Annotated in this window: 12 protein-coding genes and 1 tRNA gene; 6 read left to right on the top strand and 7 right to left on the bottom strand. The window is 67.5% G+C overall.

The window, feature by feature from the left end; genetic code table 11:
* Positions 1-4: 4 nt before the first annotated feature.
* Complete coding sequence (locus NM962_11955) at positions 5-1,999, bottom strand: TPM domain-containing protein (protein ID UVO10754.1); 1,995 nt, start codon at positions 1,997-1,999, stop codon at positions 5-7.
* 134 nt (positions 2,000-2,133) lie between these two features.
* Between NM962_11955 and NM962_11950 the strand changes: the two genes are divergently transcribed.
* Complete coding sequence (locus NM962_11950; GenBank protein ID UVO10753.1) at positions 2,134-3,387, top strand: deoxyguanosinetriphosphate triphosphohydrolase; 1,254 nt, start codon at positions 2,134-2,136, stop codon at positions 3,385-3,387.
* Between the two features lie 100 nt (positions 3,388-3,487).
* Here the strand turns inward: NM962_11950 and NM962_11945 are convergent, their stop codons facing one another.
* Positions 3,488-4,255, bottom strand: a complete 768-nt coding sequence (locus NM962_11945; GenBank protein UVO10752.1) for a sensor domain-containing protein — start codon at positions 4,253-4,255, stop codon at positions 3,488-3,490.
* 192 nt (positions 4,256-4,447) lie between these two features.
* Between NM962_11945 and dnaG the strand changes: the two genes are divergently transcribed.
* Entirely contained in the window at positions 4,448-6,376 is a 1,929-nt protein-coding gene (dnaG, locus tag NM962_11940) for a DNA primase (GenBank protein ID UVO10751.1), read from the top strand.
* A 52-nt stretch (positions 6,377-6,428) separates the two neighbouring features.
* Here dnaG and NM962_11935 read toward each other — a convergent pair whose 3' ends face one another.
* From NM962_11935 to NM962_11925, 3 genes are all read right to left on the bottom strand, one after another.
* Positions 6,429-6,797 (bottom strand): nuclear transport factor 2 family protein, encoded by a 369-nt coding sequence (locus NM962_11935; GenBank protein UVO10750.1) that lies wholly within the window; start codon positions 6,795-6,797, stop codon positions 6,429-6,431.
* A gap of 81 nt (positions 6,798-6,878) precedes the next feature.
* A complete protein-coding gene (locus tag NM962_11930; protein ID UVO10749.1) occupies positions 6,879-7,697 on the bottom strand; it encodes a helix-turn-helix transcriptional regulator in 819 nt (272 codons plus the stop codon).
* Between the two features lie 144 nt (positions 7,698-7,841).
* On the bottom strand, positions 7,842-8,090 hold the full coding sequence (locus NM962_11925) for a hypothetical protein (protein ID UVO10748.1): 249 nt from the start codon (positions 8,088-8,090) through the stop codon (positions 7,842-7,844).
* A gap of 134 nt (positions 8,091-8,224) precedes the next feature.
* On the opposite strand from NM962_11925, the gene NM962_11920 reads away from it, so the two are divergent.
* Positions 8,225-8,300, top strand: a tRNA-Asn gene (locus tag NM962_11920).
* Positions 8,301-8,372: 72 nt separating this feature from the next.
* On the opposite strand, the gene NM962_11915 is transcribed toward NM962_11920, so the two are convergent.
* Both NM962_11915 and NM962_11910 read right to left on the bottom strand, forming a co-directional pair.
* Positions 8,373-8,768, bottom strand: coding sequence for a hypothetical protein (locus tag NM962_11915; GenBank protein ID UVO10747.1), 396 nt, complete (start codon positions 8,766-8,768; stop codon positions 8,373-8,375).
* Between the two features lie 50 nt (positions 8,769-8,818).
* Positions 8,819-10,765 (bottom strand): acyl-CoA dehydrogenase family protein, encoded by a 1,947-nt coding sequence (locus NM962_11910; GenBank protein UVO10746.1) that lies wholly within the window; start codon positions 10,763-10,765, stop codon positions 8,819-8,821.
* 54 nt (positions 10,766-10,819) lie between these two features.
* On the opposite strand from NM962_11910, the gene NM962_11905 reads away from it, so the two are divergent.
* The 3 genes from NM962_11905 to NM962_11895 all read left to right on the top strand — a co-directional run bounded on the left by NM962_11905 (position 10,820) and on the right by NM962_11895 (position 13,527).
* Positions 10,820-11,974, top strand: coding sequence for an esterase-like activity of phytase family protein (locus tag NM962_11905; GenBank protein UVO10745.1), 1,155 nt, complete (start codon positions 10,820-10,822; stop codon positions 11,972-11,974).
* A gap of 198 nt (positions 11,975-12,172) precedes the next feature.
* Positions 12,173-12,862, top strand: coding sequence for a TetR/AcrR family transcriptional regulator (locus NM962_11900; GenBank protein UVO10744.1), 690 nt, complete (start codon positions 12,173-12,175; stop codon positions 12,860-12,862).
* Positions 12,862-13,527, top strand: coding sequence for a TetR/AcrR family transcriptional regulator (locus tag NM962_11895; protein UVO10743.1), 666 nt, complete (start codon positions 12,862-12,864; stop codon positions 13,525-13,527). Before NM962_11900 ends, NM962_11895 begins: the two co-directional genes overlap by 1 nt.
* Positions 13,528-13,531: the final 4 nt, after the last annotated feature.

The raw sequence follows: 13,531 nt of genomic DNA, 5'->3' as shown, positions 1-13,531 counted from the left end.
AGCGCTAGAACCGGCCGCCGCCGCCCAAGAAGCCCCCGCCCGAAGACGAGCCGCCGAACGAGGTCGGACTCCAACCGCCCCCTCCGCCGCCACCGCTGAAGCCGCCGCCCCCACCGGAGAGGATGTTGCCGATGATGATGCCGCCCAGCATGGCGCCGGTATCGTTGCCGCCGCCGGGGCCGTTGCCGTAACGCCCGTAGTAGGCCCGCTGCGCGTCCTGTACGTCGGCCTTGGCCAGCGACTGCGCCGCGGCCGCCAGGGTGGCCGCGCCGTTGGCCTGGGTGATGGCGCCCGCGACATCGGTGGCGCGCTTGTCGTGGGCGGCGTCGAGGCGGCGGCGTGCCTCGGCCAGCCGGGTGCGTGCCTCCGGGCCGACGCTGCCGCGACGGGTGTCGATGTAATCGGACACGGCGCGGATGCGCGACGACGCGGTGAACAGGGCCTGCTCGAGCGTGCGGGCCAACCGCTCCGCGGCTGCGCGTTCCTCGGCCACGGTGTCCAGCAGCTGGTCCAGGTCGGCATCGGCCTTGATCAGCGCGGTGAAGGCCCCCAGGGGATCGCCGGACGTGCGCGCGGTGGCCACGGCCTTGACTACGACATCGCGAACAGCGAACAGCTCGGACTTATGCGTACCCGCCCCGCCCTGCAGCTGTGCGGTGGCTTGGGCGATGCTGGCCTCGGCGTCGGCGATGGTCGCCGGCAGCGTGGCGACCGCGTGACGGATGTCGCTTGCGGCATTGTCGACCGCGTCGAGCAGGGCCCGGCCCTGGCCCAGACCCGACTCGGCGGCCCGCACCGCATCCACCAGCTCGCTCTGTCCGCCGGTCACCGGGTGATCGGCCAGGCTGCGCGCCCGGGTGATGTTGCGTTCGGCGAAGGCGGCCCGGTCCTGTGCGGTCTTGACGTTGCCGGACACCGTACTGAGCGCCGTGGCGTCGAACTCGGTGTGCAGTTCGACCAGGTGCTGCTCGGAGGCCGGGATGCGCCCGGTCAGCTCGACCAGTTGCTGGGTCAGGGTGTCGAGGCGGTCACCGGCATTGAGTACGAGGTCGCGCAACTCCTCAAACGCGGCGCGCTGGGTCTCCAGTTCGCGGTCGGCCTTCGAGGCGGTGACGATCACCCCGGTCAGCAGGTCACGCTGTTGTGCCGGTGTCTCGGGGATATCGTCGTCGAGCTGCTGGCGCACTGTGAAGGCGTGCTCCATAGCGAACTTGGCGGAGGAGACGGCCTGCGCGAAGGGGCGCACGCGCTCTTGACCGAACTCTTCGAGGGCCAGTTGCAGTTCGTTGGCGCTGGTGCGCACCGCGTTGTCGACCTCGACGACTTTCTCTCGCGACAAGGCGTCCAGCGCGAACACCGGCACGTCGGACAGTGCGTTGGGGTCGGTGGGGTCGACCCGCCGGGCCGCCGCCAGGGCCGCGGCGCGGCGCCGGCGCCGTAGATGACGCACCACCAGCAGCAACACCAGGCCGGCGACCGCCACCGCGGCCAGGGCGATCAGGATCGGTGCCCAGCTCACCTCGGTGGGTGCGGCGGCGGCGTCGAGTCCGGCGGCGGCCGCTGAGGCCGCACCCGCCCAGTTGCCCAGGTGCAGGGCCGGTTCGATCTGGTTGCGCCGCAACGCGTCGACCTTGCCCGAGCTGATCTCGGAGATCCCGTTGGACACCAGGAAGGCGTAGCTGCGGTCGGCGGTGGCCACGGCGAGTAAGGCGTCATTGTTGCCGAGATCGCTGAGTCGCACCGTGCTGCGTCCCCAGTCCTCAGCCGTCTGCCCGGAGAACACGTCGACGTAGACCACCCACAATCGGATGTGCCGGTCGGCGTAGAGCCTGTCGATCGCGTTCTGCACCTCGGCGCGCTCGGATTGCGAGAGCGCCCCGGCGCTGTCGGTGATCAAGGTAGGCAGCCGCATTGGAGGCTGCGCCGCAGCGCTGGGAGCTACCAGCAACACTGCGAGGAGAAACGCCAGGGCGGCGCCGGCCAGGCGGGGGATGCGCATGTCGGTAAATCTATATGCGATCGGGGGTGATCGACGGAATTCTGCGACCGACCTACCCGGTTTCGCAGCGTCGGGTGCCAAACTTCGGCCCGCCGTGTCACGGTCTCCGGTCGGGTCAAAATAGACTGGCGGCGGTGGCCACAAACTCCTGCGACAGCTACGACGCGCGCGACCGCGAACGCATCGTGGCGGAGTCGTCGAAAACCGCCGGCCTACCCGGAACCGGCGGCCAGCACCGCACCGACTTTGCCCGCGACCGGGCCAGGGTGCTGCACAGTGCTGCGCTGCGCCGGCTGGCGGATAAGACTCAGGTCGTCGGCCCCCGAGACGGGGACACCCCGCGTACCCGCCTGACTCACTCGCTGGAGGTCGCGCAGATCGGGCGGGGGATGGCGATCGGGTTGGGCTGCGACCCAGACCTGGTGGACCTGGCTGGGCTGGCTCACGACATCGGCCACCCGCCTTACGGGCACAACGGTGAGCAGGCGCTCAACGAAATCGCCTCGAGCTGTGGTGGATTCGAGGGAAACGCGCAGAACTTCCGAATCCTGACCAGTTTGGAGCCCAAGGTTCTGGGTCCGGACGGTGCAAGCGCGGGCCTGAATCTGTGCCGGGCGACGCTGGACGCGGTCACCAAGTATCCGTGGCGCCGTCGCGCGGCAGACGGTTCGGTACGGACCAAGTTCGGCTTTTACGACGACGACCGGGATGCCGCTGACTGGATGCGCCGCGGCGCACCGGAGGGACGAGTCTGTCTGGAGTCGCAGATCATGGACTGGGCCGACGATGTCGCCTACTCGGTGCATGACGTTGAAGACGGCGTCATTTCCGGCCGGATCGACCTGCGGGTGCTCGCCGATGCATCGACCGTGGCCGAGCTGACCCGTCTGGGTGACCCGCGTGGGGTGCACGATCTGGCCGAGGCGGCTCGCCGGCTCACCGAATTGCCGGTGGTGGCTGCGGTGGGTGATTACGACGCGACTCTGTCGGCGTCGGTGGCACTCAAACGGTTGACCAGCGAACTGGTCGGACGCTTCGCCTCCGCGGCGATCACCGCCACCCACGATGCCGCCGGCCCCGGGCCGCTGACCCGCTACCAGGCAAACCTCGAAGTTCCGGAACTGGTGCGGGCCGAAGTGGCCGTGCTGAAAACTCTTGCGGTGCAGTTCATCATTTCGTCGGACCAGCACCGCAGGATTCAGGCCGCCCAGCGTGAGCAGGTGCACGAGGTCGCGCATCGGCTGCTCGCCACGGCACCGGCGAGCCTGGACCCGATCTTCGTTCCGGCGTTTGATGCCGCCGCTGACGACAATGCACGGCTGCGGGTGATCGTCGATCAGATCGCGTCGTGCACCGAGGGGCGGCTGGAACGCCTCGTCGCGGGTTAGTGACATAGCGGCGCCCCCCGTAAGCGGGTGGGCTCCACCGCAGGTAGGGGAGTGCCCCCAGCACCCGGCTTCGCCGCGCTTGCGACCACCGCGGGCGAACTCAGCCGAGCTTGGCGACCTTGCCCATCATCGCGCGGACGACATCGGTGCTGCTGGTCTGCGGGTCACCGGAACCACTGGCGTTCTCGGTTCCGGTGAAGGCGATCAGGACTCCGACGATGCAGTTGTCCTGCAGCCCGATGGCGCGGGTGTCCGGCGCCTTGGGGCTCTTGTCGAGCACGATCGATGCCGCCAGGACATCGTCGGTGACCCGCACGTCGGTGATGTGCATTTCGGTGCCGGGAAGGTGGGGCGATCCGGCAGTGTCCGGGTCGGCCGCGTTGACCGGTTGCCCATCGCAGTGCTTCCACTGCTGAGCGAACTTCTCGAACAGCTGTCGGGCGTCTGCGGCGGTGGGCAGCGCGACCACGGCCTCCTTGACGAACATCACCCGGGTGTCGAGCGGCTTGAAGCTGTCGCGGGCGGGCTCGGGGTCGATCCAGGTCTCACGCGCGTAGCTCTGGACCGGTGCGGATGCGTACACGCTTCGCTGCGCAACGTCGAGGACTCCGACGCAGTCGCCCGGCGTTGCCGAATCGTCCATCGCCTCCAGGCCGCCGTAGGACGGCGGGCCGGTGACGGCCGTGAAGGGCTGATCCAGCATCGCGGTCAGCTCGGTGCCATTGAGCAGCACCTGCTTGACGGTCTCGCCGGTGACCGCGGCCGTACTACGTGACCGATCGGGCAGCACCAGCCAGGTCGTCACCGCGGCCGCGGCGAGCACGGCGACGGCGACAAGGGTCACCAACCAGACCCGTTTCGAGTTCATTCACGCCCCTGACGCAGCAGTTGACCCGTCATTAAAGCATGGGCAGTTTCGACATCGAGGGCTAGGCAGAAGGCGGCGACCCGCGTCGCCCGGCTCCGCCGTGCTCGCGATCGCCGCGGTGCAGAAGGCGGCGACCCGCGTCGCCCTCGCGATCGCCGCGGTGCAGCAGGCGGCGCGCTCTAGACTGACCCAGTGCCAGGCCGTATCTCCGATCGCGACATCGCCGCCATCCGCGAACGTGTCCGGATCGAGGACGTGGTCGGTGACTACGTCCAGCTCAGGCGTGCCGGCGCGGACTCGCTGAAGGGCCTGTGCCCGTTTCACAACGAGAAGTCTCCGTCCTTCCACGTCCGGCCCAACCATGGCCTCTTCCACTGCTTCGGCTGTGGGGAAGGCGGCGACGTCTACGCCTTCGTGCAGAAGATCGAGCATGCCAGCTTCGTCGAGGCGGTCGAGCTGCTCGCCGACCGGGTCGGCCACACCATCACCTACACCGGTGCGTCGGCCACCAACATCCAGCGCGAGCGCGGCGGCCGCAGCCGGCTGATCGCCGCCAATGCGGCTGCGGCCGAGTTCTATGCCGCGGCGCTGAGTACCCCCGAGGCCGCGCCGGCGCGCAAATATCTCACCGAACGCAACTTCGACGCCGCGGCCGCCGAGCGGTTCGGCTGCGGTTTCGCTCCGTCGGGGTGGGACGGCCTGACCAAACATCTGCTGCGCAAGGGCTTCGAGTTCAAGGAACTGGAGGCCGCGGGCCTTTCCCGGGAGGGACGCCGCGGTCCGATGGACCGATTCCATCGCCGGCTGCTCTGGCCGATCCGTTCGTCGGCGGGAGAGGTGATCGGGTTCGGTGCCCGCCGGCTGTTCGACGACGATCAGATGGAGGCCAAGTACGTCAACACCCCCGAAACCACGCTCTACAAGAAGTCCAACGTGCTGTTCGGCCTCGACCTGGCCAAACGAGACATCGCCCGCGGACACCAGGCGATCGTCGTCGAGGGCTACACCGACGTGATGGCGATGCATCTGGCAGGCGTCACCACCGCGGTCGCCTCGTGCGGTACCGCGTTCGGCGATGAGCACCTGGCGATGCTGCGCCGACTGATGATGGACGACAAGTTTTTTCGGGGTGAACTGATCTACGTGTTCGACGGCGACGCGGCCGGCCGCGCCGCCGCAGTCAAAGCGCTCGAGGGTGAGCAGCAGCTGGCTGGACAGTCATTCGTCGCGGTCGCCGCCGACGGCATGGATCCGTGTGATCTGCGCCTGGCACACGGCGACGAGGCGCTGCGCGACCTGGTGGCACGCCGCACCCCGCTGTTCGAGTTTGCGGTGCGCACCGCCCTCACCGAGATGGACCTGGAGACGGCCGAGGGCCGGGTCGCTGCGCTGCGCCGCTGTGTGCCGATGGTCGCTCAGATCAAGGACCCGACGCTGCGCGACGAATACGCGCGGCAGTTGGCCGGCTGGGTGGGCTGGGACGACGTCGCGCAGGTGATCGGCCGGGTACGTGCGCAGGCCAAGAACGCGGCCAAGGGCGATGCCAGGGACAGCGGGTCGGCCCGGGACCGTCAGGCGTCGCGCGCGGCCGCCAGCCCCGCCGAACAGCCGACGGTCGCCCGACCGAACCCGACCGATCCGACGTTGTGGCCGCAGCGTGAGGCGCTCAAAGCGGCTCTGCAGTACCCGGCGTTGGCCGGGCCGGTGTTCGACACCCTGACCGTGGAGAGTTTCACCCACCCCGGTTATGCCGCGGTGCGCTCGGCGATAGACGCGGCCGGGGGGACGGCAGGGGTGGCCGGCGCCGGCGGCGCGCAGTGGATCGAGACGGTGCGCGAGCAGACGGCCTCGTCACTGACCACCGCACTGATCCACGAGTTGAGCGTGGAGGCCATCCGCGTCGACGAGGACAAGCTGCCGCGGTATATCGGCGGCGTGCTGGCCCGCCTCCAAGAGGTGTGGGTGGGCCGACAGATCGCCGAGGTCAAGTCCAAACTGCAGCGCATGTCACCGGTGGAGCACAGCGACGAATACCACGCGCTCTTCGGCGACCTGGTGGCCATGGAGGCCTACCGGCGCAGCCTCCTGGAGCAGGCCAGCGGCGATGATCTGACCGCCTGAGCGTGCGGAGCCGACCGTGAGACCGGCCGTCTCCGTACGCTCGGCGGGGACCTTAGGCGGCAGCGGGGACCTTGTCGAAGAATCCCAGTACCTTCTGGATGCGGCCAGTGCCGTCGGTGAGCAGCACGTCGAACCCGACGATCGGCGCCTCCTGGTTGGCCGGGCCGAGCTCCCAGCGGAACCGGGCTTGGTCATGGTGCGCGTCGACCGGGCCGACGAGGCGGAACTCGAACCCTGGGAACTGTTCTTGTACAGCGGCAATGGTGGCGTTGATCGCCTCGGGGCCCTCGGCGACCGCCAGTGGGTCGACGAAGCTGGCGTCGGCGCTGAACAATGCGTCCACGGCTGCGCGCCGGACGGTTGGGTCGCTCTCATTCCATGCGTCGATGTAGCGCTGTGCCAAGTCCTCGAACGCTCTCATGCGGTGCCTCCTTCAGTTGACTGGCCGGACCGTTCCGGCCTGGGCGTCTTCCACAATCACCGAGCAGGCCGCGCGTGTCGATTACGTCTCAGGTAGTGGTCGTGGGGCGCCCAGGTACGCGGCCGTGGCGGCGTCGGCGGGCAAGAACGACTCGATAGCGAGCTCGGACAAGGTGATGTCCACGGCGGTGCCGAACGTCGCGATCATCGCGAGGAAGGACAGGTCAGTCTCGCCGACCCGCAGCAGCAGCGGTACGTAGACGGTGCCCGGCGGGGTTGGCGCAAGCGGATCGCCGGGATCGTCGTGCGGGTAGGCGGCCAGCTCGTCGTGCAGTGCAAGCATCTCGTCGTCGGCGCGCGCCATGGCGCTGCGGCGCAGGCCGCCGAGCACGAAGGCGCGCCACTGGGAGAGATTGCCGATGTGCGGCGCCATGCCATCGGGGTGCAGGGTCAGACGCAGTGCGTTGAGCGGCTGCTCGGCCAGCAGGGCCGGGGAGACGACCTGGGTGAGTACGCCCACCGCGGCGTTGGCGTCGAGCACATTCCACGTCCGGTCCACCGCCAGCGCAGGGTAGGGCTCATGGGCGGCGAGCACCTCGCGTATCGCTGCCCGGGCCGAGGCCATTTCCGGCGCGGTCAGGCCGTGTTCGGGGTAGACCGGGGCGAAGCCGGCGGCCAGCAACAGTCGGTTGCGGTCTCTCAGCGGGACGTCGAGATGCTCGGCGATGCGAAGCACCATGTCCCGGCTCGGTTGGGAACGCCCGGTCTCGACGAAGCTGAGATGGCGGGTGGAGATGGCGGCTTCGTTGGACAGGTCGAGCTGACTGACCCGCCGATGCGTGCGCCATTGCCGCAGCAGCGCACCGAACGGGACCGGGGCAGGTATTCGGGTCGTCGTCATGCGGGCAAGTCTTCCCCAGGCTCATGGTCTCCACCATGACGTGGGAGGTAATCGACTTCATGCAAGCGCGGGGGACAACGTGGGCTCCACACGCTGACCACCTGGAACCAGGCCACGTGGGCGATCTGCTGCCGCCGCAGTGTCCTAGCGGTCGTCTTCGGGTTCGACCGGCGTGATGATCGACGTACCGTCCTCGATTTCGGTCAACGTCACCATCGTTGGATCGGGATGGATCCGGTCGGCGATGGTGCGTCGTCCCTTGTCGATCAGCGCTTTGGCGACCGGGCTGCTCGTCACCGCGTGATAAGTGCCGACAATCTGCTCGTAGCGGCGGCGGCCGGCTTTGGTGCCCATCACGTAGCCGACCCCCATCACCACGACATACCCGATCAATGCGGCCCCTTAGAACAGTCGATGCAGTGCTTCCATCCTGCCTCACGCGGTGCAACGGGGGCCGGGTGCGACCCCCGTTGCACAGCGGTGGTTTCGGTATGCGCTAGAGTCTTGCAAGTCCGCGAGGACAGCAATCCCCTGTAGCTCAATTGGCAGAGCATTCGGCTGTTAACCGGAGGGTTGGTGGTTCGAGTCCACCCGGGGGAGCCACGTTTGAAACCGGCGGTTAAGCGAGGCTCGACGAAGGAGAGCCGAAGCTGGGACCGCCGCATGAACCCGGCGTTAGTCCAGCCGGGGAATCACCGACGGACCCGCCTGCGAAGGCGGCTGCTGCGGTGCGAACATCCCCGGCACCTGCTGTGACTGCGCCCCCTGCTGCTTGGCGGCACGGGCCTGGGCGAGCGCGTTGACCAGCGGGTTGTTGGCCATCATCTCGCGGCGCTCTTCTTCGCTGAGCTCGTAGATCGCCCACGCACCCCAGGCAGCCGGACGCACGTACACGGTGACCTGCTGGCGGCCGTTGTTGAAGACGGCGGGAACTGCCACGGCCCGGTCGGTGGCTGCGAAGGTGGCCATCTCCTCGGTGATCCGCTCGAGATCAGCGGTTTCGTGCAGCTCATAGGTGGGCGCTTGCACGCCCTTGGTGGGGGTGGCATTCAGGGCGAGGAACCACGCCATGAGAGGTACTCCTTTGTTCGGTCTGGGGTCCAGACAGCCTATAAAGACGGCTAGCCGGTGGACGCACCGGCGGGCGGTATTGACAAGTGTTCGGGATGCAGCATTTCGGCGTACCGCAATTCTTCGGGGATGCCGAACCCGTCGATCAGCGCCTGTGCGTGCGGGCGCAATTTCCGGCAGCGGTCATTGATGCCGCGGGTGACAGCCTTGGCCCGATCGGTGGACAGATACCGGTGCTCGATGTACCACGCCTTGTCGTCCTCGATGACGCTGAGCGCGTACAGGTCGCACACGAGCTCCAGCAGGTCGCGGGCGTCGGGATCCGGGCAGGAGTCGATTCCGGCGACGAACGCCTCCAGCACGACTCGGTCGATGTGTGCGGTGGCCGCATGCAGCATGTGGTCCTGGACCGCGTTGAAGGCGTCGAAATCGCTCATCTCCTGGGACTTGCCCCTGAGCCGCCGTGCCACCGAGGTCAGCAGATATTCCTCGCGGTCTTCGAACATGTGCACCTGGGTGCCCCGGTTGAACAGGCTGCCCTCCTCCTCGCTGTCCTGCCTGGCATCCACGATGGTCTGGATGATCGTCTCGGCCGCAGTGCGTTTGAGCACCCGATCCCCGACAGCTTCGGCCGCGAACCGCACCCACCCGACCGGGCTCATGTCGGCGATGTCATCGGCGTAGGTGGTCAGCAGCTGCTTGGCCACCAGCTGCGTCAGCACGTGGTTGTCGCCCTCGAAGGTGGTGAACACATCGATATCGGCGCGCAGGGCGATCAGCCGGTTCTCGGCCATGTAACCGGCGCCGCCGCAGGCTTCGCGCGCCTCCTGGATGGCCCGGGACGCGTGCCAGGTGTTGGCCGCCTTGAGTCCGGCTGCTCGTGCCTCCAGTTCGCGCTGCTCCTCGGCGTCGGGCTCGTCCGCGGTCTGCAGATCATGGCAGCGTCCCACCAGCTCGTTCTGGGCGAATTGCAGCGCGTAGGAGCGGGCAATCAGCGGGAAGAGGCGACGCTGGTGAACCAGGTAATCCATGATCAGCACCTCGTGGTCGTCCCCGTCGTCGCTGGGGGCGCTGAACTGCCTGCGCTGCAACGCATATCGGGTAGCGATATCCAGGGCGACCCGGGCGGCCGCACCCGCGCTGCCGCCCACCGAGACCCGGCCACGGATCAGGGTGCCGATCATGGTGAAGAAGCGTCGGCCATCGCTCTCGATCGAGGATCGGTAGCTGCCGTCGGGCTCCACATCCGCGTAGCGATTCAGCAGGTTCTCCCGGGGTACGCGGACGTGGTCGAAGACAATGCGTCCGTTGTCCACCCCGGGAAGACCGCCCTTGTAATGGCAGTCCGAGGTGGTCACGCCGGGCAGATCGTTGCCCTGCGCGTCGCGGATCGGCACCAGGAAGCAATGCACACCGTGGTTCGCGCCATCGGTGATGAGCTGGGCGAAAACCGCCGCAACGGTGGCGGTTTCGGCGGCCCCACCGATGTAGTCCTTGCGTGCCGATCCCGTCGCGGAGTCGACCACAAATTCCTGGGTTGCCGGGTCGTAGGTGGCAGTGGTCTCCAGCGACTGCACGTCGCTGCCGTGACCGGTCTCGGTCATCGCAAAACACCCGAGCAGGTCGAGGTCGATGATTTGCTCGACGTAGGCGCGGTGGTGGCGCTCGGTGCCGAGGTTCTCCACTGCGCCGCCGAACAGCCCCCATTGGACCCCGGCCTTGACCATCAGCGACAGATCCGACATGGCCAACATCTCGATCATGGTGATCGCCGCGCCGACGTCGCCGGTGCCGCCGTGCTCCTTGCGGAAACTGTCCGCCGCCACGCCGGAGCCGGCCATGATCCGGAGTTGTTCGGCGACCTTGGCGCGGGCGATCACCGTGTTCGGCGTGTAGTGCGGACGAAACTTCTCATCGCACAGAGTGGCCCGGACCTGGTTCTTCACCGTCCGCCAGCGGCCGTCCAAGGTGTCGCGCAGGGCATCGGAAGTGTTCACCTCATGCACCGTATCCAGGCGGGGCCACCGGTAAACCGGGTTTAGATTACGGATGTGCGTGGGAAGCGGAGCCGGTTGCCGGCGTTGTGCGGTGTGCTGCTGACCGGCGGTGTTGCGCTTGCGGGTTGTGCGCCGTGCGAGATCCCCACGGCGACAGCCGGACTGCAGTATCTCGGCCAAGCTTTACTGGCGCCGAACACCAGGTTCGCCGGCACCATCGTGGGTGGCCTGTCTGGGATCACTTACGACGCCAGCCGCGACTGCTACTACGTGATCAGCGACGACCGGTCGGCCCACGGGCCGGCCCGCTTCTACACGGTGCGGCTCTCGGTGTCCGACCGCGGTGTCGACGAGGTGGCGATCACCGCCATGAACCCGCTGTTGGACGCGGGCGGGCACCCGTTTGAGCCCCAGGCCTTCGATGCCAGGCCGCCGGTCATACCGCCCGACCCCGAAGGCATCGCGTTCGATGCCGGTCGGCAGCGGTTGTATTGGTCCTCAGAGGGGGAGCGGCGCACCGACGGCCCCCGCGGTGCGGTGTTGGCCGACCCGTGGGTGCGTACCGCCGGGCTGGACGGCAGCTACCTCGGCCGCTTCACCATGCCGCCGCAGCTGTCGATGTCGGCGCAGCCCACCGGGCCGCGCCGCAACACCACCCTCGAGGGCCTGACGGTGACCGCCGACGGACGAATGCTCTTCGCCGCAATGGAGGGCCCGGGATACGACGACGGCCCGCTGCCGGATCGCGACCGTGGCGCGCTAACGCGCATCACCGCCTACCGGCTCGACGCTGACGCCGGCCCCGGCGCCCCGGTCGCCCAGTACGCCTATCCGCTGGAGCCTGCGGCTGTACCGGCCAAAACCAACGGCCTCACCGATCTGGTGGCCCTGTCGGACACCGCGTTCCTGGTGATCGAGCGTGCATTCAGTGACCGCCCGACGGTACGACTGTTTCGCGCCGAGATCGCCGGTGCCACCGATGTGCTCGGTATGCCGGCGCTGACGGGTGCAGCAGTCACTCCGATGACCAAGACTTTGGTGGCCGACCTGTCCACCACACCCGGTCTGGACCCGCTAGACAACATCGAGGGGCTGACGCTGGGCCCGCGTCTGTCCGATGGCAGGCAGACCGTGGTGTTGGTTAGTGACGACAACTTCTCGCCGCGCGAGATAACCCAGTTCGTCGCCTTCGCGGTACCCGCCGACTAGCCGGACAACGGTGATCGCCGGCGCGACAGTCCCAAGCAGACCGAATACAATCTGGCACCACGGAATTGGCGTTTTTGGAATGTCATCAGAGGTGAATGACGATTTCAAGTATAGAAATGAGTCAACTTCGTCATTCGACTGATACCGTAACCCGGGTGTGGTACGACTGCTGGTCAGCGACGAGGCTGAGATTGCGCGTTGGCTGAGTCGACCGACCGGCGCGCCGATGCGACGCGCCAGCAGATCATCCGTGCCGCTGCGCATCAGTTCGCCCAGCGGCCCTTTCACGACGTCGGCCTCGACGACATTCTGGCAGAAGCGGAATTGACCAAGGGCGCGATGTATTTCCATTTTCGATCTAAGCATGCTTTGGCGTTGGCCGTCATCGACGAACAACTCGCCAAGACGGGCACAGCGATCCGGGTATTGGTGGACCGCAAGCTTTCCGGCCTGGAAACGCTGCTTGACGTGGGCTACCTCATGGCGGTCGAAGACCTCACCAGTGATGGCGCCCGAGCAATGCTGCACCTGCTGCCGGTGGTCGGCGGTGCCGAGGGGCTGCAGGCCACCACGCTCAACAATGCGATTCAGGCGTTGAGCGTGGTGACTGAGCGAGCGATCACCGAAGGCGACGTCCTCGACCGCGATCCGCACGATGTGGCCCGGATGATGGTGGCGCTGTACCTGGGTTTGCGACAGGCCGGCAATCTCGATGAGCCCGAACAGTTCCTGCTTGAGTTGGAGCGGGTCTGGTCGGTTGTGCTGCCCAGCGTGGTGCCTGCCGATCGCATCGACTATTTCGTTCAGTTCGTCCGTCGGCGCACTGCCTTGGCAGTCAAGACCACCGCGGCGGCGAAGTCGGCGGCGCCCGAAGGGGAGACCGGCTGATGGCGCGCCAGGTCCGGTCCGAGGCGACTCGGCGCAAGCTACTCGATGCGGCCATCGACGTCTTCGGCGAGGCTGGCTACGTCGCTGCCGGGCGAACCGCGATCATCGAGCGGGCCGGGGTGACCAAGGGAGCGCTGTACCACCACTTCGACTCGATGGATTCGTTGGTGACGGCCATCATCGAGGGCGGTTTCGCCACGGTCTTGACCACGTTCCGGAGCATGTGCCAGCCGTCCTCGCCCGCTCTGGAGGGGATGATCCACGGCATGTTCGCGGTCACGGAGCTGTTGTCCGTCGACAAGGAGGCGCGGGCCGCGGGTCATCTGGTCTTCGCACTGGCCGAATCCAACGAATTGGGGGCTGAGGTCGGCGGCGAATGGGCGGACGCGGTCGCCGCCCAGACCGCGCGCGCGATCGGCGAGGGTGACCTGTGTGAGGAACTCGATGCCCGCCATGTTGCCGAGTCGATCACCTCGGCGATGCTTGGGACGTGGCTGCTGACGCACTACGCCGGTGACAGTATCGGCCGGGTGACCCGGATGTGGGAGACGCTGTTGCCGGCGATCGTGGTGCCCGACTCGCTGCCGTATTTCCGACAGTTCCTGGCGCGCGACGCGCTGCGCTATCAGAACGGCAGTGACGGCGCGTCGTCCGCCGAGCGCTGAGGGT

This window comes from Mycobacterium sp. SVM_VP21 (genome assembly GCA_024758765.1).
Taxonomy (GTDB): domain Bacteria; phylum Actinomycetota; class Actinomycetes; order Mycobacteriales; family Mycobacteriaceae; genus Mycobacterium; species Mycobacterium heraklionense_C.
Note: the sequence above shows the minus strand (reverse complement) of the source record. Positions and strands in the feature narration are given on the sequence as shown.